18 protein-coding genes and 1 tRNA gene are annotated in these 18,059 nt (G+C 65.8%); 10 read left to right on the top strand and 9 right to left on the bottom strand.

Going from position 1 to position 18,059, the window contains the following annotated elements; all coding sequences use genetic code 11:
- Positions 1 to 38 precede the first annotated feature (38 nt).
- Entirely contained in the window at positions 39 to 716 is a 678-nt protein-coding gene (locus tag AB4Z42_RS22695; protein ID WP_442011468.1) for a uracil-DNA glycosylase, read from the top strand.
- A 31-nt stretch (positions 717 to 747) separates the two neighbouring features.
- On the opposite strand, the gene AB4Z42_RS22690 is transcribed toward AB4Z42_RS22695, so the two are convergent.
- Positions 748 to 821: transfer RNA gene (locus AB4Z42_RS22690), tRNA-Cys, on the bottom strand.
- Positions 822 to 937: 116 nt separating this feature from the next.
- Here AB4Z42_RS22690 and AB4Z42_RS22685 point away from each other — a divergent pair.
- The 3 genes from AB4Z42_RS22685 (at position 938) to AB4Z42_RS22675 (ending at position 2,621) form a co-directional block, all read left to right on the top strand.
- A complete protein-coding gene (locus AB4Z42_RS22685) occupies positions 938 to 1,666 on the top strand; it encodes an MgtC/SapB family protein (protein WP_442011467.1) in 729 nt (242 codons plus the stop codon).
- 85 nt (positions 1,667 to 1,751) lie between these two features.
- Positions 1,752 to 1,880: a GMC oxidoreductase gene (locus AB4Z42_RS22680; RefSeq protein WP_442011466.1), complete on the top strand. Its 129-nt coding sequence runs from the start codon at positions 1,752 to 1,754 to the stop codon at positions 1,878 to 1,880.
- A 24-nt stretch (positions 1,881 to 1,904) separates the two neighbouring features.
- Positions 1,905 to 2,621, top strand: a complete 717-nt coding sequence (locus tag AB4Z42_RS22675) for a 5'-methylthioadenosine/adenosylhomocysteine nucleosidase (protein ID WP_442011465.1) — start codon at positions 1,905 to 1,907, stop codon at positions 2,619 to 2,621.
- Here AB4Z42_RS22675 and AB4Z42_RS22670 read toward each other — a convergent pair.
- Together AB4Z42_RS22670 and uvrB are read right to left on the bottom strand one after the other, a co-directional pair.
- Complete coding sequence (locus AB4Z42_RS22670; RefSeq protein ID WP_442011464.1) at positions 2,616 to 4,010, bottom strand: MFS transporter; 1,395 nt, start codon at positions 4,008 to 4,010, stop codon at positions 2,616 to 2,618. The genes AB4Z42_RS22675 and AB4Z42_RS22670 overlap by 6 nt on opposite strands.
- Before the next feature lie 39 nt (positions 4,011 to 4,049).
- Positions 4,050 to 6,200: an excinuclease ABC subunit UvrB gene (uvrB, locus tag AB4Z42_RS22665; protein ID WP_442011463.1), complete on the bottom strand. Its 2,151-nt coding sequence runs from the start codon at positions 6,198 to 6,200 to the stop codon at positions 4,050 to 4,052.
- A 74-nt stretch (positions 6,201 to 6,274) separates the two neighbouring features.
- Between uvrB and AB4Z42_RS22660 the strand changes: the two genes are divergently transcribed.
- On the top strand, positions 6,275 to 6,784 hold the full coding sequence (locus AB4Z42_RS22660) for a DUF402 domain-containing protein (RefSeq protein WP_442011534.1): 510 nt from the start codon (positions 6,275 to 6,277) through the stop codon (positions 6,782 to 6,784).
- 98 nt (positions 6,785 to 6,882) lie between these two features.
- Positions 6,883 to 7,458: a hypothetical protein gene (locus AB4Z42_RS22655; protein WP_442011462.1), complete on the top strand. Its 576-nt coding sequence runs from the start codon at positions 6,883 to 6,885 to the stop codon at positions 7,456 to 7,458.
- Between the two features lie 3 nt (positions 7,459 to 7,461).
- Here the strand turns inward: AB4Z42_RS22655 and coaE are convergent, their stop codons facing one another.
- Positions 7,462 to 8,673, bottom strand: a complete 1,212-nt coding sequence (gene coaE, locus AB4Z42_RS22650; protein ID WP_442011461.1) for a dephospho-CoA kinase — start codon at positions 8,671 to 8,673, stop codon at positions 7,462 to 7,464.
- A gap of 78 nt (positions 8,674 to 8,751) precedes the next feature.
- Entirely contained in the window at positions 8,752 to 10,203 is a 1,452-nt protein-coding gene (gene rpsA / locus AB4Z42_RS22645) for a 30S ribosomal protein S1 (RefSeq protein ID WP_442011460.1), read from the bottom strand.
- A 198-nt stretch (positions 10,204 to 10,401) separates the two neighbouring features.
- Here rpsA and AB4Z42_RS22640 point away from each other — a divergent pair, with 198 nt between their 5' ends.
- From AB4Z42_RS22640 to AB4Z42_RS22630, 3 genes are read left to right on the top strand one after another with little or no spacing between them, the layout of a single operon-like run.
- Positions 10,402 to 10,887, top strand: a complete 486-nt coding sequence (locus AB4Z42_RS22640) for a DUF1877 family protein (protein WP_442011459.1) — start codon at positions 10,402 to 10,404, stop codon at positions 10,885 to 10,887.
- A 23-nt stretch (positions 10,888 to 10,910) separates the two neighbouring features.
- Complete coding sequence (locus AB4Z42_RS22635) at positions 10,911 to 12,086, top strand: PrsW family intramembrane metalloprotease (RefSeq protein ID WP_442011458.1); 1,176 nt, start codon at positions 10,911 to 10,913, stop codon at positions 12,084 to 12,086.
- 30 nt (positions 12,087 to 12,116) lie between these two features.
- Entirely contained in the window at positions 12,117 to 12,755 is a 639-nt protein-coding gene (locus tag AB4Z42_RS22630; protein WP_442011457.1) for a LysE family translocator, read from the top strand.
- Here the strand turns inward: AB4Z42_RS22630 and polA are convergent, their stop codons facing one another.
- A complete protein-coding gene (gene polA / locus AB4Z42_RS22625; protein ID WP_442011533.1) occupies positions 12,756 to 15,416 on the bottom strand; it encodes a DNA polymerase I in 2,661 nt (886 codons plus the stop codon). It abuts the gene before it with no gap.
- 57 nt (positions 15,417 to 15,473) lie between these two features.
- Complete coding sequence (locus AB4Z42_RS22620) at positions 15,474 to 16,364, bottom strand: LysR substrate-binding domain-containing protein (RefSeq protein ID WP_442011456.1); 891 nt, start codon at positions 16,362 to 16,364, stop codon at positions 15,474 to 15,476.
- 70 nt (positions 16,365 to 16,434) lie between these two features.
- Between AB4Z42_RS22620 and AB4Z42_RS22615 the strand changes: the two genes are divergently transcribed.
- Entirely contained in the window at positions 16,435 to 17,103 is a 669-nt protein-coding gene (locus AB4Z42_RS22615; protein ID WP_442011455.1) for an alpha/beta fold hydrolase, read from the top strand.
- On the opposite strand, the gene AB4Z42_RS22610 is transcribed toward AB4Z42_RS22615, so the two are convergent.
- Entirely contained in the window at positions 17,100 to 17,594 is a 495-nt protein-coding gene (locus AB4Z42_RS22610) for a hypothetical protein (RefSeq protein WP_442011454.1), read from the bottom strand. The two genes, AB4Z42_RS22615 and AB4Z42_RS22610, sit on opposite strands and share 4 nt — an antisense overlap.
- A gap of 15 nt (positions 17,595 to 17,609) precedes the next feature.
- Entirely contained in the window at positions 17,610 to 17,987 is a 378-nt protein-coding gene (locus AB4Z42_RS22605; RefSeq protein WP_442011453.1) for a hypothetical protein, read from the bottom strand.
- Positions 17,988 to 18,059: the final 72 nt, after the last annotated feature.

Genomic DNA, 18,059 nt, shown 5'->3' with positions numbered 1-18,059 from the left:
GTGAAGCGCGCTCGCGAAAACCATGGGGAGGAAAGCGTATGACGAGCCACGAGGAAGACGATCGCCGCCGGCAAAAGGCCTCGCTTGACGATGAGATCAGAGCTTGCAGGCGCTGCGAAGGCATGAACAAGGAAGGCGTGACGCAGGCTGCGCCTGGATGGGGCAATCCAGATTCGCCAGTGGCGATTGTGGGTCAGAGCCTATGCGAGCAATGCATGAAGCCGCAGGAGCCCTTTTATGAAGGCAGCGGGAGCCTGCTCAACACCAGCTTCGAACGCGCCGGTTGCCAGAAGGCCGACACATTCATCACCAATGTGGTGCATTGCCATCCGCCCGGCAACCGCAAGTCGCACAACCACGAGATTGTGAATTGCTCGTCGTATCTCTATCGCGAGCTTGAGATCGTTCGTCCTCGGCTGGTTATCGGGCTAGGAGATGACGCCGAACGTGTGTTGTCGTTTTTCTACCCGACTGCGCGGAAGGTGCCGTGGCCCTTCAGTGCACCGCGCAATATCCGTTCGAAGACCGTGCCTTGCCTGCATTTCGCAAAGCATCCGTCCTGGGTCAAACGCCAGCACAACGCCGCTCTCGAAGAGGAGTACGTGAGCAGTTTGAGCGAAGCGTTGAAATGGGCGATCGCCAAAGGATCGCTGTGGAGCCAACCCGTCCTGCCAGGGCCCACATGCGGGGGAATGGCGACGCCAACGGTGGGCTGACGCGCAGGAAGAACTGCGACGGTGACGACGCTGGAGCGAGTGACGGGATTCGAACCCGTGTAAACGGCTTTGCAGGCCGGTGCCTTGCCACTCAGCCACACCCGCAGCAGAAACGACCTTGCCACGGCGACAGGTACCGGCCCACCCTTGGAATCGTCGTGACTCGAATCGACGGCGTGCCGAACGTCCTCGCGGCCTCGCCCCGGGGTTAATTTGGTCGCATGGACCTCTGGCTGGCCGCCGATCCGCCGTTCTTCGGCGGTCCTGGCCAGGGCACCCGCCAGATCGTCGAGTTGTTCGTCGCGTTCGGGCTCACAGCGCTGATCGGACTCGAGCGCGAACTTCACGGCAAGAGCGCAGGCGTGCGGACGCAGACGATTGTCGGCACAGCGTCGGCCCTGATCCTGCTGGTCAGTAAGTACGGCTTCAACGACGTCCTGCAGGTTGGACTCGTCGAAGTCGACCCGTCCCGTGTCGCCGCCCAGATCGTCTCGGGGATCGGCTTTCTCGGCGCGGGCATCATCATCTTCCGGCGCGGCTCGGTGCACGGTCTGACTACGGCGGCCGCGGTCTGGGAGTCCGCCGCCATCGGTATGGCGGCAGGTGCAGGTCTACTGCTGCTGGCCGTCACCGTGACCGCGATGCACTTCCTCGTCATCGTCGGCTTCCTGCCACTGGCGCGCTGGCTCGCGTCCCGGTTGAGCGGATCGGTCACCATGCACGTCAGCTACGAGGAGGGCCAGGGTGTCATGACCCGCCTCCTGCAGGCGTGTGAGCGGCGGCAATGGCAACTCACCGACCTCGCGAACGACACCGCGGAGGCCACAGGCGCGGGCCAGGCCGGCGTGTTGCTGACACTGTCGGGCAGAGGGATCGTGAACGCGCCGGTGGTCCTGGCGGGAATCGCGGGCGTGATCGGGATCCACCAATACGACGACGACCCCGACTAGCCGCGCGCCACCAGTCTTACCCCTGGCCGGAACCGCAGTTGGGCGACAGCCGCGGCGGTTCCAGCATCAATCGGGCACGGCGAGGATGGGCCACGACGATATGCCGGTCGCGGACAACAACTTGAAAGTTCATGAAATCGAGGGGCTTCGGATCGCTGACGCGTCGATCATCGCCAGGGCCGGTCAGATCCTCAAAGCCGCTCATGGCCTGTGAGGCGACGTTGGGTCACAATGCACTGTGACCATCGGACTCATCTGCGCCGTCCCACAGGAACTCGCCGCTCTTCAGAGTGACCTGTCGGAAACCCACGCCGAGGCGCTGGCACACACGCGGTTCGTCACCGGAGTTCTCGACGGCCACGACGTGGTTCTTGCCGGGTCCGGCATGGGCAAGGTCAACGCCGCGATCGTCACCACCCTTCTGGCCGACCGGTTCGGTTGCCGCACAATCGTTTTCTCCGGCGTGGCGGGCGGGCTCGATCCGGCGCTGTCGATCGGTGATGTCGTCGTCGCCGACCGGATCATTCAGCACGATGCCGGTGTGCTCGAAAACGAGAAGATCCGCCCCTATCAGCCGGGGCACGCACCGATCATCAACCCCAGTGACCGCCTCGGCTACCCGGTGGACCCGGGACTGCTTGCCAGAGTGAAGGAACGCCTCGCCGACGTCACGCTGCCAAGCCAAATCGTCTACGGCACAGTCCTTTCCGGCGATCAGTACCTGAACTGCGACAGCACCCGGGCGTGGCTGCTCTCCGAGCTCGGCGGCCAGGCGATAGAGATGGAAGGCGGCGCGGTCGCCCAGGTCTGCGAGGCGTTCGGTCTCCCCTGGCTGGTCATCCGAGCGTTGTCCGACCTCGCAGGGGGCAACGCGCTGTTCGACTTCACCGCATTCGTCGAGCAGGCATCGGCAACGTCGGCAGCCATTCTGCGACAGCTGCTTCCCGTCCTATGACTGCGTCCGACGACCACTCCTCGTCGAGGCGACGAGCCCGACGACGGCCAGCACCGCGAACGTCGCGAACATCCAGCGTGCCGCCGTCGCATCCCCGCGATCGGTGGCGTTGACGACGATGCCCGCCAGCCCGGCACCGAAGGCTCCGAAGATCAGCTGCACGGTGTTGATCGCCGCCGCCGCACGACCACCCTCGCTCACGTCGTCGACGCACCCCATCGCCCACGCGGACAGATGTGGCCACGCCATGCCGACTCCCATGCCCGTCAACGCCAGCGCGCCCACCCAGACCGCGATCAGCAGGCCCGACGCATCCTCGAACTGACTGACCGCCGCAAGCGCCAGGCCCACGGCCATCACCAGAGGCGCGACGGCCACGATGCGCACCACCGCCTTGGTCCTCGTGGCGGATGCGCTGGCGATCTCGCTCATCGTCCATCCGACCGCCAGTGCCACGCCGAGGAAGCCCGCCGCGACGGGTGCCAGGTGCGCCAGCCGCTGGCCGAAGAACGGCACGTACAGATCGACCATCGTCGCGGCCATCAACATGCCGAGAGTGAGATAGACCCACTTCAGTGGACCGGGCCGAAAGGCCGTGGGTGGCAAGACCGCAGCGCTCGCACGGCGATCGACGATCAGGAACACACCGACCAGACCCGCCCCCAACACCACCAGAGCGAAGGTCCAGGCCACGTTGCGCGGCACACCCGCGACGCTGATCGACAATGCCGCCGAACCGAGCAGCAACAGTGACCACACCGGGATCCGGTCACGCGCAGGCGGAATGCCGGTTCGGGCAGGCAACGCGAACGGCACCAGCACGGCGATGGCCACCGCCAACGCGACGAGGACGCCGAATGCCCAACGCCAGGAACCGTATTGCGCGAACAGGCCGCCCGCCGCGGGACCGATCAAGGTCCCGACGCCCCACATCGCCGACACGAGGGCCGACGCCTTGGTCCACAGGGACTGCGGCAGCGTCGAGTTGATCACCGCGTAGCCGAGCCCCGCGAGCAGTCCGCCCGCCGAACCCTGGACCACGCGGCCGACCAGAAGCAGCTCCATCGTCGGCGCCAGTGCGCAGAACAGGCTGCCCGCGCCGAACACCGCGAGGCCAGAAAGGTAGGCCCACCGAGGCCCGACCCGCGCCAGCACGGAGCTGACGGTGGTCGCCGCCACCACCGACGCGACGAGGTACACCGTGGTGACCCAGACGTAGAGGCGCTGCCCGCCGATATCAGCGACCGTGCTCGGCAGCAGGCTGATGGTGAGGAACTCGTTGGTGGCGTACAGCGCAACACCGCCGGCCAATACTGTCGAGGCCCCCAGGTGCTTCGGGCCCAACAGCTCGCGCCAGCCGCCGGAGGCAGTCGTTGCGGTTACGGTCACGCCGCTCACGCTAAGAGCTCAACCGCTATTGAGGTCAAGTTATTTCAAACCCGCGGCATCCATACCGCGCAGTTCCTTCTTCAGATCGTGAACCTCGTCGCGGATGCGCGCGGCCAACTCGAACTGCAGATCGCGGGCGGCGGCCATCATCTGCTCCGTCAAGTCCCTGATCAGGTCCGCCAACTCTGCCCGCGGCATGTTGGTGGTGTCCCGGCCTTCGATGATGCCTGCGCTCACGGCACGGCCCGGCTCGCCCTGTGCACGACGCCCACGCGATGCGTTACGGCCCGACCCGCCGACCTCGACATCGTCGGCCTCGCGATAGACCTGGTCGAGGATGTCGGCGATCTTCTTGCGCAACGGCTGCGGATCGATGCCGTGTTCGGTGTTGTAGGCGACCTGCTTGGCCCGGCGCCGATCGGTCTCGTCGATCGCTTCCCGCATCGAATCGGTGATCTTGTCGGCATACATGTGTACCTCGCCCGACACGTTGCGCGCGGCGCGCCCGATGGTCTGGATCAGGCTGCGCGCCGACCGCAGGAAGCCTTCCTTGTCGGCGTCCAGGATCGAGACCAGCGACACCTCCGGAAGGTCGAGACCCTCGCGGAGCAGGTTGATGCCGACCAGCACGTCGTAGTCACCCAGCCTGAGCTGGCGCAGGAGTTCGACCCGGCGCAACGTGTCGACCTCCGAGTGCAGATACCGCACCCTGATGCCCATCTCAAGCAGATAGTCGGTGAGGTCCTCGGCCATCTTCTTGGTCAGCGTGGTGACCAGCACCCGCTCGTCGCGCTGGGTGCGCTGACGTATCTCGCCGATGAGGTCGTCGATCTGACCCTTCGTCGGCTTGACCACGACCTGCGGATCGACGAGGCCGGTCGGGCGAATCACCTGCTCGACGAACTCACCGGCGGACTGGCTCAGCTCGTACGGGCCGGGCGTCGCCGACAGATACACCGTCTGGCCGATGCGGTCGGCGAACTCTTCCCACGTCAATGGCCGGTTGTCGACCGCCGATGGCAGCCGGAAACCGAAGTCGACCAGGTTGCGCTTGCGGGACATGTCGCCCTCGTACATGCCGCCGATCTGCGGCACGGTCACATGCGACTCGTCGATCACCAGCAGGAAGTCTTCCGGGAAGTAGTCCAGCAGCGTCGCCGGCGCCGAACCCGGCGGGCGTGCGTCGATGTGGCGTGAGTAGTTCTCGATGCCCGAGCAGAACCCGACCTGCCGCATCATCTCGACGTCATAGTTGGTGCGCATGCGCAGCCGCTGCGCCTCCAGCAGCTTGCCCTGGCCTTCGAGTTCAGCCAGCCGTTCCTCGAGTTCCTGCTCGATCGTGGAGATCGCGTGCGCCATCCGCTCCGGCCCGGCCACGTAATGCGTCGCGGGGAACACCCGCAGCGAGTCGACCTTGCGCACCACGTCACCGGTCAGCGGATGCATGTAATAGAGCGCCTCGATCTCGTCGCCGAAGTACTCGATCCGGACTGCGAGCTCCTCGTAGGACGGGATGATCTCGACGGTGTCGCCGCGCACCCGGAAGGAGCCGCGGGTGAAGGCCATGTCATTGCGGGTGTACTGCACGTCGACGAGCAGCCGCAGCAACCCGTCCCGAGGGACCTCGTCGCCGACGTTGAGCTCCACCGACCGGTCGAGATAGGACTGCGGGGTGCCAAGACCGTAGATGCACGACACCGAGGCGACCACGACCACGTCGCGCCGCGACAACAGGCTCGACGTCGCCGAGTGGCGCAATCTCTCCACGTCGTCGTTGATCGAGCTGTCCTTCTCGATGTACGTGTCCGTCTGGGCGATGTACGCCTCGGGCTGGTAGTAGTCGTAGTACGAGACGAAATACTCAACAGCGTTGTGCGGCAACATCTCCCGCAACTCATTGGCGAGCTGTGCGGCAAGCGTCTTGTTGGGCGCCATCACCAGGGTCGGCCGCTGCAGCCGCTCGATGAGCCACGCCGTCGTCGCCGACTTACCGGTGCCCGTGGCGCCCAGCAGCACCACGTCGCGCTCCCCCGCCTCAATCCGGCGCTCCAATTCCGCGATCGCGGTCGGCTGATCGCCGGCCGGCTGGTGCTCGCTGACGACCTCGAACCGGCCGCCTGCACGCACGACCGAGTCGACGGGACGGTATTCCGAGACCGCCAGCACGGGGTGTTCGGTAGCGAAAGCCATATTCACCAGGGTAGAACCCCGGACCGACATGTTCTGTTCCGCTGCCCTGCGCTGGGCGGACGTAGGCTGATCGCATCCACCCTCCCAAGCACGAGACGTTCGACCTGTCGGCCCGCACCAACACCGATCCGAAGGGCATCGTGCGGGACGTGGACGTCTACACCGTTCAACCGTGGGGCCTGTACATGGCTCGCCCCACCCCCGGCCGAGTCCAGTTCCACTACATGGAGTCGTGGCTGCTGCCTGCGTTGCACCTGCGGGTCACCGTGTTCCATTTCAACCCCGGGCATGAACGCGACCAGGACTTCTACCTCGACGTCGGCCGGTACTCATCGGGTGAGACGGTGTGGGAGGCCGAGGATCACTATCTCGATCTGGTGGTGCGCACCGGCGCCGGGGTGGAGCTGGCCGATACCGACGAGCTGCTCACGGCGGTCCGACATCGCCTGATCAGCCCCGAGACCGGGGAACAAGCAGTTCAGACGGCAGTTGCGACGATCGAGGGGCTGTCCCGGAACGACTACGACCTCGACCGCTGGCTCGCCGGCCACGGTGTGGTCCTGACGTGGCGGGGTGTCGGGTAACACTTGGCCGATCTTGATCGATTTTCGGTGTGATGATCACTACTGCACAGGTCAGCTACTTGGCTCTGACATGGGCAAAGCCGGTAAAGTCGGCTGTCATGAGTTCTACCAAGCGCCGGTGGTTTGCGCTCGCCGCTGCCGCGGCGGTCAGCGTGGGCACGTTGTGGTCGCCTGCGACCGCGCTCGCCCAACCCGACGCCGGCACTGAAACCGAGTTGCCGCCTGCGCCCGTTGCGTCCCCCGAGGTCCTCCACAACGTCCTCTACCGCGCGCGGGCCGACGGTACGTCACGCGGCGCCGTGGTGGCCTACAAACAAGACGACTCGAACGTCAACAGCGCGGAGCCCACGTTGCTGCCCGGCCAGACGTTCGAAGTGAACACGGTTCTCGCCGATCCGAAGCTCGCCGGCATGCAGGTCTCGATCCAGTGGCCGTACGGATCGAACCTGCATTGCGAGATCCTGGTCGACGATCAGATCGTCGCGCAGGCCGACCAGTTCATCGCGCCGAGGTTTTTCCGGGTGAAGGACGATCCCATGTACGGGACGCTGCAGTGCGGTGCGCCTCTGGACATCCCGAATGTCGCCGCTCCTGCACCCGACGCGGCACCCGCCGACCCGAACGCCGCACCGCCCGAAGGTGCTCCGCCCTCAGAGCCCGCACCTGCGACGTGATCTCTACGGCCGCCACCCCGTAGTGTCCGCCCATTCCCAAGCCCGTCGGTACGCGTCGAGAAACCATGGTTCCTTGGCATCGGCGTATGCGCCGGTGTCGGCGTGCGTCTCTGCCGCCACTCGCCGCTTGAGTGCGAGGTAGTCGGCCTGCACCGACGGGTTGGCCTGCAACCAGTCGACGAACAGCAAGGCGAATTGCTGACCGGGCCATCCGTCGACCCTGAGATGTACATTGGTGGGCCGGCCGGGATCGGCGGAGCAGTGAAGTCGCTTGTGCCACAACGATTCATCGTCGCTGTGATCGAAGTCCACGACCGTGCTGCGGGCATCGGGCTTGCCGACGTCAGCGGTGACCGGCCTGTGCACGTATCCCACCGAAACCAGCGCCTCGGCCAGTTCGTCGGCCACCTCGAGCGAGGAAACCGTCACCTGCATGTCGATCACGTCCTTGGCGTCCACCCCGGGGACGGCCGTCGATCCGATGTGGTCGATACGAACGGCGCGATGCCCGCACGCGGTGTTGAGCCGGGCCGCGATTCGACGCGCCTGGTCTGGCCACGCTGGGTTGTAAGGCACCAGAACCGGTTCTGTGCGCGCGGGTTGACCGTTGTCCACGTTGTGCGCGAACGGCAGGATCCGCGAGTACCACAGCGCCCGCGCCTGCTCGATCAGCTCCCCCGCGCTACCCGCGTTGTCCAGCCACACATCGGCCACGTCGCGACGCTGTTCCTCGGTGGCCTGCGCGGCGATCCGGGCGCGAGCGTCCTGCTCGGTGAAACCGCGGTACTCGATCAGGCGCTTCACGCGTAGGTCCTCGGTGGCGTGAACGATCACGACCAACGGAAACATCGGCGCCATTCCGGATTCCACGAGCAGCGGAATGTCCTCGACGATCACGGCATCCTCGGCCGCAGCGGCGATCAACTCCGATCGGCGGTGAGCCACCAGCGGATGCACGATCCCGTTCAGGGTTTTCCGCTTCTCGTCGTCGCTGAAGGCGATGGCCGCCAACGCGGGCCGATTCAGCGAGCCGTCGTCGGCCAGGATGTCTTCGCCGAACGCGTCGACCAGCTTGGCCAGTCCCTCGGTCCCGGGTTCTACGACCTCGCGGGCGATCACGTCGCCGTCGACGACTATCCCGCCGAGGTCACTGAATGTGGAGGAGACGGTCGACTTTCCGGCACCGATACCGCCGGACAGACCAATGCGCAGCACCGCACCAGTCTGTCAGGACCCCGAGACGACGAACGCCCCGACTCGTGTGAGTCGGGGCGTTCGTTCGTAGTGAACGTGTTACGCGTTACCGGCGAGCTTCTCCCGCAGCGCTGCGAGCTGGGCATCGCTGGCCAGTGACCCGCCTGCCGACTGCGGCTCCTCGGAACGCGACGAGCCGTTGGCCGGCGAGGACGGCCGGGCCGCTTCTTCGGCTTCGGCCGCAGCGAACTTCTCCATCTGCGCGGTGTGCATCTTGTGGCGACGCTCCGCCTCCGCGTATCGCGACTCCCACTCGGTGCGCTGGGTGTCGAAGCCCTCGAGCCATTCGTTGGTCTCGGCGTCGAAGCCCTCGGGGAAGATGTAGTTGCCCTGCTCGTCGTAGCTGTCGGCCATGCCGTACTTCGACGGGTCGAACTCCTCGGTGTAGTCCTCGTTGGCCTGCTTGAGGCTCAGCGAGATGCGGCGACGCTCCAGGTCGATGTCGATGACCTTGACCATCGCGTCGTCGCCGACCTGAACCACCTGGTCCGGGACCTCGACGTGGCGCTCGGACAGCTCGGAGATGTGCACCAGACCCTCGATGCCCTCCTCGACACGGACGAACGCGCCGAACGGCACCAGCTTGGTGACCTTGCCCGGCACGATCTGGCCGATCGCATGGGTGCGGGCGAAGTGGCGCCACGGGTCTTCCTGAGTCGCCTTGAGCGACAGCGAAACCCGCTCGCGGTCCATGTCGACGTCGAGCACCTCGACGGTGACCTCGTCGCCGACCGTGACCACCTCGGACGGGTGGTCGATGTGCTTCCAGGACAGCTCGGAAACGTGCACCAGGCCGTCGACGCCGCCGAGATCGACGAACGCGCCGAAGTTGACGATCGAGGACACGACACCCTTGCGGATGGCGCCCTTCTGGAGCTGGTTGAGGAACTCGCTGCGCACCTCGGACTGGGTCTGCTCCAGCCATGCGCGGCGGCTCAGCACCACGTTGTTGCGGTTCTTGTCGAGCTCGATGATCTTGGCCTCGATCTCCTTGCCGATGTACGGCTGAAGATCGCGGACACGACGCATCTCGACCAGCGACGCGGGCAGGAAGCCGCGCAGGCCGATGTCGAGGATCAGGCCGCCCTTGACGACCTCGATGACGGTGCCCTTGACGGCCTCGTCTTTTTCCTTGAGCTCTTCGATGGTGCCCCAGGCCCGCTCATACTGAGCGCGCTTCTTGGACAGGATAAGGCGGCCTTCCTTGTCCTCCTTGGTGAGGACCAGGGCTTCGACCTCATCGCCGACGGATACGACCTCGTTGGGGTCCACGTCGTGCTTGATGGAGAGCTCACGGGAAGGAATGACGCCTTCGGTCTTGTAACCGATGTCGAGCAGGACTTCGTCACGGTCAACCTTGACGATGGTGCCCTCGACGATGTCGCCATCGTTGAAGTACTTGATTGTTTTGTCGATGGCGGCGAGAAAGTCCTCGGCCGAGCCGATGTCGTTGACGGCTACTTGCGGCGAGGTGACGGAGGGACTTGGCATGTGGTGGGTTGCTCCGGACAGGTTGGGTCGTAGGGACAGTTGTTAAGGGTGTTACCCGCCGTAGAAGCGATCGAAAAACCACAGACAGGTACCCGTAGAGATTACTCGACTGGGTACTTGCTGGACAAACTCGGTCTCCCCCAACGCGGTCGACAAGTTCGTGCTAGAGGCGGGCGCCGCGTGGGCATACGTGATGACATGTTCGAATATGCCCGGTATCGCGCGGTGAGCGCGGCCGACCTCAACACGGCGCTGGCCGACGAAAGCCCAGGCAATGCGCTGACAGAGCTCGCTACCTCCGACGGTCCGGCTCCAGAGATCGATCTGACGAATACCTTCTCGGCGCTCGCCCATCTGCTGGCAGGGCCCGGCGGTGACGCCGAGGACTACGACGATCCGTTGATCAGCGCAGTGCTCGGACACCGGGAAATCGAACCCGATTCACCGACGGTCAACGATCCCGAGCGGGTCGCCGAGATCAACCGGGCGCTGGACGCCTTTGACCGGAACCTCATCGTCGACCGTTACGACGGCGCCGAACTCGACGCCCAAGGCGTCGCGCCAGGGGGCTTCGCCGCAGACCCCGGCTGGCCGGAGACGCTTCAGGCATCGTTCGACCAGCTGCGCCGGCTCTATGCCGACGCGGCGCGCCGACAGGCGGCGGTGCTCGTCATCCTCGACTGACCTGCCTCAACTAACCTGCTGGAATGTCGTTTCCCGCGGTGCCACCGCAGGCGCATCCATCCTTTCCTGTTGTCGGATTGCCTAAGCGAATTCGCCAGGTCGGCGCCCCGCTGGGCGTGCTCATTCTGCTGGGCATCATCGCGGGCCTGATCGTCATCGCCCTGACCGCCCTCAACCCGGTGGGAGCTTCCGTCGGGTTCGTACTTTCCGGCGTGGCCATCGCGGTGGTCGTTTTCGCCTACCTCTGGCTCGATCGCTGGGAGCCGGAGCCACCGCGTCTGCTGGTGTTCGCGTTTCTCTGGGGAGCCTCAGTCGCGGTCGTCCTGGCGGTGATCCTCGGTCTCATCATCGATGCATTGATCACGCAGGGCGGGTCGCAGGACGGCAGCTGGGTGTCCGTCGCGATCGGCGCACCGATCATCGAAGAGGCGGCCAAGGGCGCGTTCCTGCTGCTCATGATGACTGGGCGGCGGCGCAACGAACTCAATTCACTGACCGACTGCCTGGTGTACGCCGGGCTCGTCGGCGCCGGTTTCGCCTGGTTGGAGGACATCCTCTACATCGCGGGTGGCGAGTCGCTCGGCGACTCCTTGCTGACGGCCGCCATCCGCCTGATCATGGGGCCGTTCGCGCATTCGCTGTTCACGACGATGTTCGGAATCGGCGTCTGGTTCGCCATCAAGAGCCGCAATCCGCTCACCAAGGTCGGTTGCATCCTGCTCGGGTACGTCGGTGCGGTGATCATGCACGGTCTGTGGAACGGATCGTCGGTGATCGGGCCGGAGACTTACTTCGCGGTCTACTTCTTCTGGATGGTTCCGGTCTTCGTGTTCGCGATCGTGCTCGGGATCCGCAGCCGCAAGAGGGAGCAGCGGATCGTCGCCGAGAAGCTGCCGGGCATGGTGGCCGCCCAGCTCGTCACGCCGAGCGAGGCGACGTGGCTCAATTCGATCAAGAACCGCAAGCTGGCGATCGGTCACGCACAACGCGTCGGCGGAAAACCGGCCCGCAAGGCCGTGAAGAAATTCGCCGCCCAGGTCGTGGAGCTGGCCTTCGTGCGCGACCGCATCGATCGTGGCTTCGGCGATGAGCGGGTGTATGCGATGCAGACCGAGGAGGCGTATGCGGTCCACTCCGCCCGGATGGCCGCGCCGGCACTGCAGGGACTCGCCGGGTTTGCGGCTCCGCCGGTCAAGTAAACGGCTTGCCGGCTCGGAGATACTTTTCGCATGCAGGTGCAGCATCTGATCGACGTCATGCCCGCGTTCCTGATCGCATGCGTGATACTCGCCGCGCTCCCCGGACCGGCGACAGCGCTGTTCTTGCACCGCTCGATCCGCGACGGGCGTGCGGCGGGTCTGGCGGCCGTCGCAGGCAACGAGATAGGGATTCTCGCGTGGACCCTGGCCGGTGGCGCGGGATTGTCGGTACTGCTGATGGCCAATCGGGCGTTGTCGCTGGCTTTGCACATCGTCGGCGCGGGAATCCTGATCTGGCTCGGGGTCAGCGCCTGGCGCAACGCGAATCGTCCCGCCGAGATCGAGGTGCCGTTGCCGCCGCGCGGTAGGAACCCAGCCGCGGCATTCCGCGCGGCGCTGCTCTCCATCGCCGCCAATCCGAAGGCGGCCGCGTTCGGAATCGTGGTGCTGCCGCAATTCCTTCCGTCCAGCGGCACGGTGCTGCCGACCCTGTTGGTGCTGGCCGCCATCCAACTTGTCATCGACACCGCATGGTGTGCTGGCGTGGTGCTGGCGGCGTCGAGGGCACGAGAAGTGTTGGGCCGAGCGCACATTCGTCGCCGCATCGAGCGCGTGATGGGCGCCGCACTGATGGCGTTGGGCCTCGGCCTCGCCGCCGACGCGCGCTGACTAGTGGGCGGCGGTGTCCCAGCTGCGGCCGTAGCCGACCGACACCTCGAGGGGTACATCGAGTGGGTACGCGTTGCCCATCTTGTCGCGCACCAGTTTCTCGACCGCGTCGCGCTCACCCTCGGCGACCTCGAAAAGCAGCTCGTCGTGAACCTGCAACAGCATGCGTGACTTCAGCCCCGCGTCCTTGAGCGCCGCGTCGACGTGGATCATCGCCACCTTGATGATGTCGGCCGCGCTGCCCTGGATCGGTGCATTGAGCGCGGCCCGCTCGGCGGCCTCGCGCACGTTGCGGTTGCTGCTGTCCAGCTCCGGCAGATAGCGGCGCCTGCCGAACACCGTCGACGTGTAACCGTCCTTGCGCGCCTGGTCGACGACGTCGCGCAGGTAGTCGCGGATGCCGCCGAACCGATCGAAGTACTGCTCCATCTGTTCTTTGGCTTCCTCGGTGCTGATCTTCAGCTGCGCGGCCAGACCGTATGCGCTCAGTCCGTAGGCCAGCCCGTAGGACATCGCCTTCACCCGGCGCCGCAGCTCCGCAGTGACCTCGTCGATCGGCACGCCGAACGCGCGCGACGCCACGAACGAGTGCAGATCCTCGCCGGTGTTGAACGCCTCGATGAGGCCCTCGTCCCGCGAGAGATGCGCCATGATCCGCATCTCGATCTGGCTGTAGTCCGCCGTCATGAGCTCGGCGTAACCCTTGCCGACGACGAACCCGTCGCGGATCCGCCGGCCCGCTTCGGTGCGGATCGGGATGTTCTGCAGGTTCGGCTCGGTCGACGACAGCCTGCCGGTCGCGGCAATGGTCTGATTGAACGTCGTGTGGATGCGACCGTCGGAACCCACCGAGTTCAGCAGCCCGTCGACGGTGACCTTGAGCCGGGTGGCATCGCGGTGCGCAAGCAGATGCTGCAGGAACGGATGCCCGGTCTTGTCGAAGAGCGACTGAAGCGCATCCGCGTCGGTGGTGTATCCGGTCTTGGTGCGTTTGGTTTTCGGCATCTCCAGTTCGTCGAACAACACGACCTGAAGTTGTTTGGGCGAACCGAGATTGATCTGCTTGCCGATCACCCCGAACGCCGATTCGGCGGCGTCGCGGATGAGATCGGCGAATTCACTCTGCAGCTGGGAGAGCAATTCGAGGTCGACGGCGATGCCCGCGGACTCCATCTCGGCGAGCGCGCGCTGGACCGGCAGCTCCATACCGTCCAGCAGCGACGACGAGTCGATGCGTGCCAGTTCCTCGTCGAGCGCGTCGGCGAGGTCCATCACCGCGCTCGCGCGAAGCAGGACCGTCTGGACCGCCTGGTCGTCGACGCCGTCGCTGTCATCGAGCAGGGAAAGTTGTTGCTGCTCAGGATTATCCGCGCGCAGTTCCCTCTTCAGGTAGCGCAGCGACAGATCGTCGAGCGCGAAGCTACGCTGACCGGGCCGTACCAGGTAGGCGGCCAGGGCGGTGTCGGAGGTGACGCCGGCGAGCTTCCAGCCACGGCCCTCCAGGTCGTGCATGGCCAACTTGGCCTCGTGCAGCGCCTTCGGCTGATTCGGATCGGCCAGAAACGCCGCGAGCGCGGTCTCGTCGTCGGCGTGCAGGGTGGCGGTGTCGAGGTAGCGACCGTCCCCGTCGGAGGCAACGATCGCCAATGCGGTGGCGTCGGCGTCGAACGCCAAATGCGTTCCCACAACAGCCATCCCGAACCTCTTGCCGGATCCGTGTTCGGACAGCCAGGCGGCCAGTTCACCGGACTCGAGCGCTCCGCCGCGAACGTCGAAGCCCTGGTCGACCTCGGGGTCGGCGGAGGCCAGCGTGTCGAACAGCCTGTCACGCAGCACCCGGAACTCGAGGTCGTCGAAGAGGCGATGGATCTGGTCGCGATCCCAGGGCAGCATCCGCAACGTGTCGGGCGTCTGTGCCAGTGGCACGTCCTTGACCAGTTCGGTGAGTTCGCGGTTGAGCACGACGGACGACAGATTCGCGCGAAGCGCGTCGCCGACCTTGCCTTTCACGGTGTCCACCTGGTCGACCAGAGCCTGCAACGACCCGTATTCGGCGATCCATTTGGTGGCCGTCTTCTCCCCGACTCCCGGGATACCGGGGAGGTTGTCGCTCGGGTCGCCGCGCAGGGCCGCGAAGTCGGGATACTGGCGCGGGGTGAGCCCGTACTTCTCCAGCACAGCCTCGGGGGTGAACCGGGTCAGCTCGCTGACGCCCTTGCGCGGGTAAAGCACGGTGACGTCGTCGCTGACCAGTTGCAGCGCGTCCCGATCGCCGGTCACCACCAGAACCCGGTGCCCCTCATTCTCGGCCTGCGTCGCGAGCGTCGCGATGATGTCGTCGGCCTCGAACCCGGCCTCGGCCAGCACCGTGATGCCGAGGGCGCCGAGAACCTCCTTGGTGATGTCGATCTGGCCGCGGAACTCGTCGGGGGTGGCCGACCGCCCCTCCTTGTACTCCGGGTATTTCTCCTTGCGGAACGTCTGCCTGGAGACGTCGAACGCGGCCGCGATATGGGTGGGCTGCTCGTCACGCAGCAGGTTGATCAGCATCGCGGTGAATCCGTACACCGCATTGGTGGTCAGGCCACCCTGGGTCTTGAAGTTCTCGGCGGGCAGCGCGTAAAACGCCCGGAAGGCCAGCGAATTGCCGTCCAGCAGCATCAATGTCGGCTTTTCGGTGGCCTTCTCGGTGGTTGCGCTTGCGGTCACGGCCCTACTCTATGCACGGGCGCTGACACGCACGTGCTTGCGGGCGAGGTCGATCAGGGCCCTGGCCGCGGGACTGATCGGTCCCGACGAACGCCACACCAGCGCCAGCCGTCCCCGCAGCTCCGGGGAGATGGGGATCCGGTGCAGATCGGTGCGTGCCCGAGCCACCAGCTGAGGCACGACCGCGGGCCCGAACCCCCGCCCGGCCAGGTCGGCCAGCTCGTCGGGCGTACCCGCCTCGAAAGCGACCTTGATCGAGACTCCCGCTGCGGCGCACGCAACGTCGAGCCGACGGCGGATTCCGGTGCCGACGGGCAGCGCGATCAACGGCCGCCGCGCGAGCATCGCCAGCGACAGAGACGACTGGCGGCACCACGAGTCGTCGGCGGCGACCACCACCTCCAGGGCCTCGTCGGCGATCACCTCGATATCGAGGCCTTCGGGCGCCGCGTCCGAAGCGATGGACGCGATCGCCAGGTCGAGCCGTCCGGACAGCACGCCGTCGATGAGCGCGTCCGAGTCATCGGCGCCGAGTGTGATCTCGACCGCCGGATGCGCACGGTGGAACTCGGCCAACAGCGCAGGCATGTCGGTGTTGTGCGCGGTGACCGTGCCGATAGACACCGATCCGCGAACCAGATCGCCCACCTCGTCGACGGCGGTGCGCAGGTCGGCGACCGCCCGCAACGCCTCTCGCGCGAACGGCAGCGCAGCGGTCCCCGCGGCCGTCAGCCGCACCTCCCGCCTGGTCCTGTCCAGCAGTGGCTGCCCGAGTTCTCGCTCCAGCTTGGCCATCTGGGCGCTGACCGCCGGTTGAGCGACGTGAACCCGCTCGGCAGCGCGGGTGAAGTTGGCCTCCTCGGCGACGGCGACGAAGTACTCCAGCTGCCGTAGTTCCATAAGCAGAGCTTATAGTTTCAGTGCTGAATCAGTATTGGACTTATGGTTACGGCTCGCGCACCGTGGAGCTATGACGACCTACGTACTGATCCCCGGCGCCTGCCATGGCGCGTGGTGCTTCGACGACCTGGCCGCCGCGTTGCGCGACAACGGGCACGAGGTCATCGCGATCACGCTGACCGGACTCGCCGAGCGGGCGCACCTGCTCCACGCCGGGGTCAACCTGGAAACCCACATGCAGGACGTGCTCGCCGAACTGGCGGCGCGCGATGTCAGCGATGCCGTGTTGGTCGGCCATAGTTACGGCGGCATGGTGATCACGGGTGTGGCCGATCGCATTCCCGAAAACATCGACGCGCTGGTCTATCTGGATGCGGTGGTTCCGTTCGACGGTGAATCATGTTGGGACATCGTCAATGACGAGCAGCGCCAGTGGTATCTCGACGTCGACGACACCGGATACGGCGTCCCGCCCATGCCGTTCTTCGATCCACGCGCGACGGCACACCCGCTCGCGTCGTTTCTCCAGCGGGTCAAGCTCTCCGGCGGGCTGGACCGGTTCCGCCGCCGGGACTTCGTCTACGCGCTGAAGTGGCCGGGCGACTCACCACTGCGTCCGTCGTACGAACGCGTCAAAGACGATCCGCACTGGCACGTTCACGAACTCGACGGCGCGCACAACCTGATGCGCGACAACCCGGACGACCTGCTACGCATCCTGCTGGACGCCGGCCGCTAGATCTGGCGCGCCCCCGGCTCCCCCGCACCCGGTGTCGAACCGGGCGGTGGCGGACCGAGCTGCCCAGTACGGATCCAGTCGATCGCCATATCGACGGGATTCTGCGGATCGACGTACACCGCGAGCGTCATGCCCAGTTGCACCCGTGCGGTATGCATCTGCGCGACGACCTCATCGAAGACCGCCCCGTAGGCCGGGGTGCCGTCCTCGCGCTGCACCCGTGCCTGGATCCGCAGGACCGGCGACACGTTCATGTAGGAGCCGACCGTCCAGACACCTTCGACGGTGACGGTGGCGGGCAGCCCACCACCGTTCGTCAGTTGCGCGTGACGCATCATCTTGATGCCGATCTCGCTGGCATCGGCCGCCTCGTGAATGCGGTTGGGGATGTCTCCGATCTGGCCGAAGAACGACGACGGGCGGCCCTGCGACTCCAGGTACTGCTTGTTGGCGCCGTACATCCGCGCCCAGTCGTTGAAGGGGTTGGGCATACGGACCAACCCCGATCAGTAGCCGAGGAACTTGCGGAACTGCTGGCCGACGGCCATGGACTGGCCCATCCGCTGCACCCAGCCGTCGAGCGCGGCCTTGGTGTCGGCCGGATCCCATCCGCGCTCCTGCGCAAGGGTGATCATGCCCGCCTCGTTGTTGATGCCGCGGGCCTGCGCGTCACGGGCCAGGTCGGCGTAATCCTGCAGCGAGATGCCGTTGATGGGCTGCCAGATCGGATCGTCATTCGACACCGACCGCGTCGAAGGGCCACCCAGAATGGCCGGGTCGATCAGGCCGGCGCCCTTGACGTGCACCTGCCCGTCATTCTGCGGCGGAGCAAATGCCTGGCTGGCCTGCTGCGCCGCTTGCTTTGCCTTGTCGAAGAATCCCATCTGAATGGCTCCAATCTCTCGGGCGCCGCCACGTTGGCATCGCCAGTGCACTCAGTACAGACCGTGGCCGTG

It is taken from the genome of Mycobacterium sp. 2YAF39, from assembly GCF_052114565.1.
Taxonomy (GTDB): Bacteria; Actinomycetota; Actinomycetes; order Mycobacteriales; family Mycobacteriaceae; genus Mycobacterium.
Note: the sequence above shows the minus strand (reverse complement) of the source record. Positions and strands in the feature narration are given on the sequence as shown.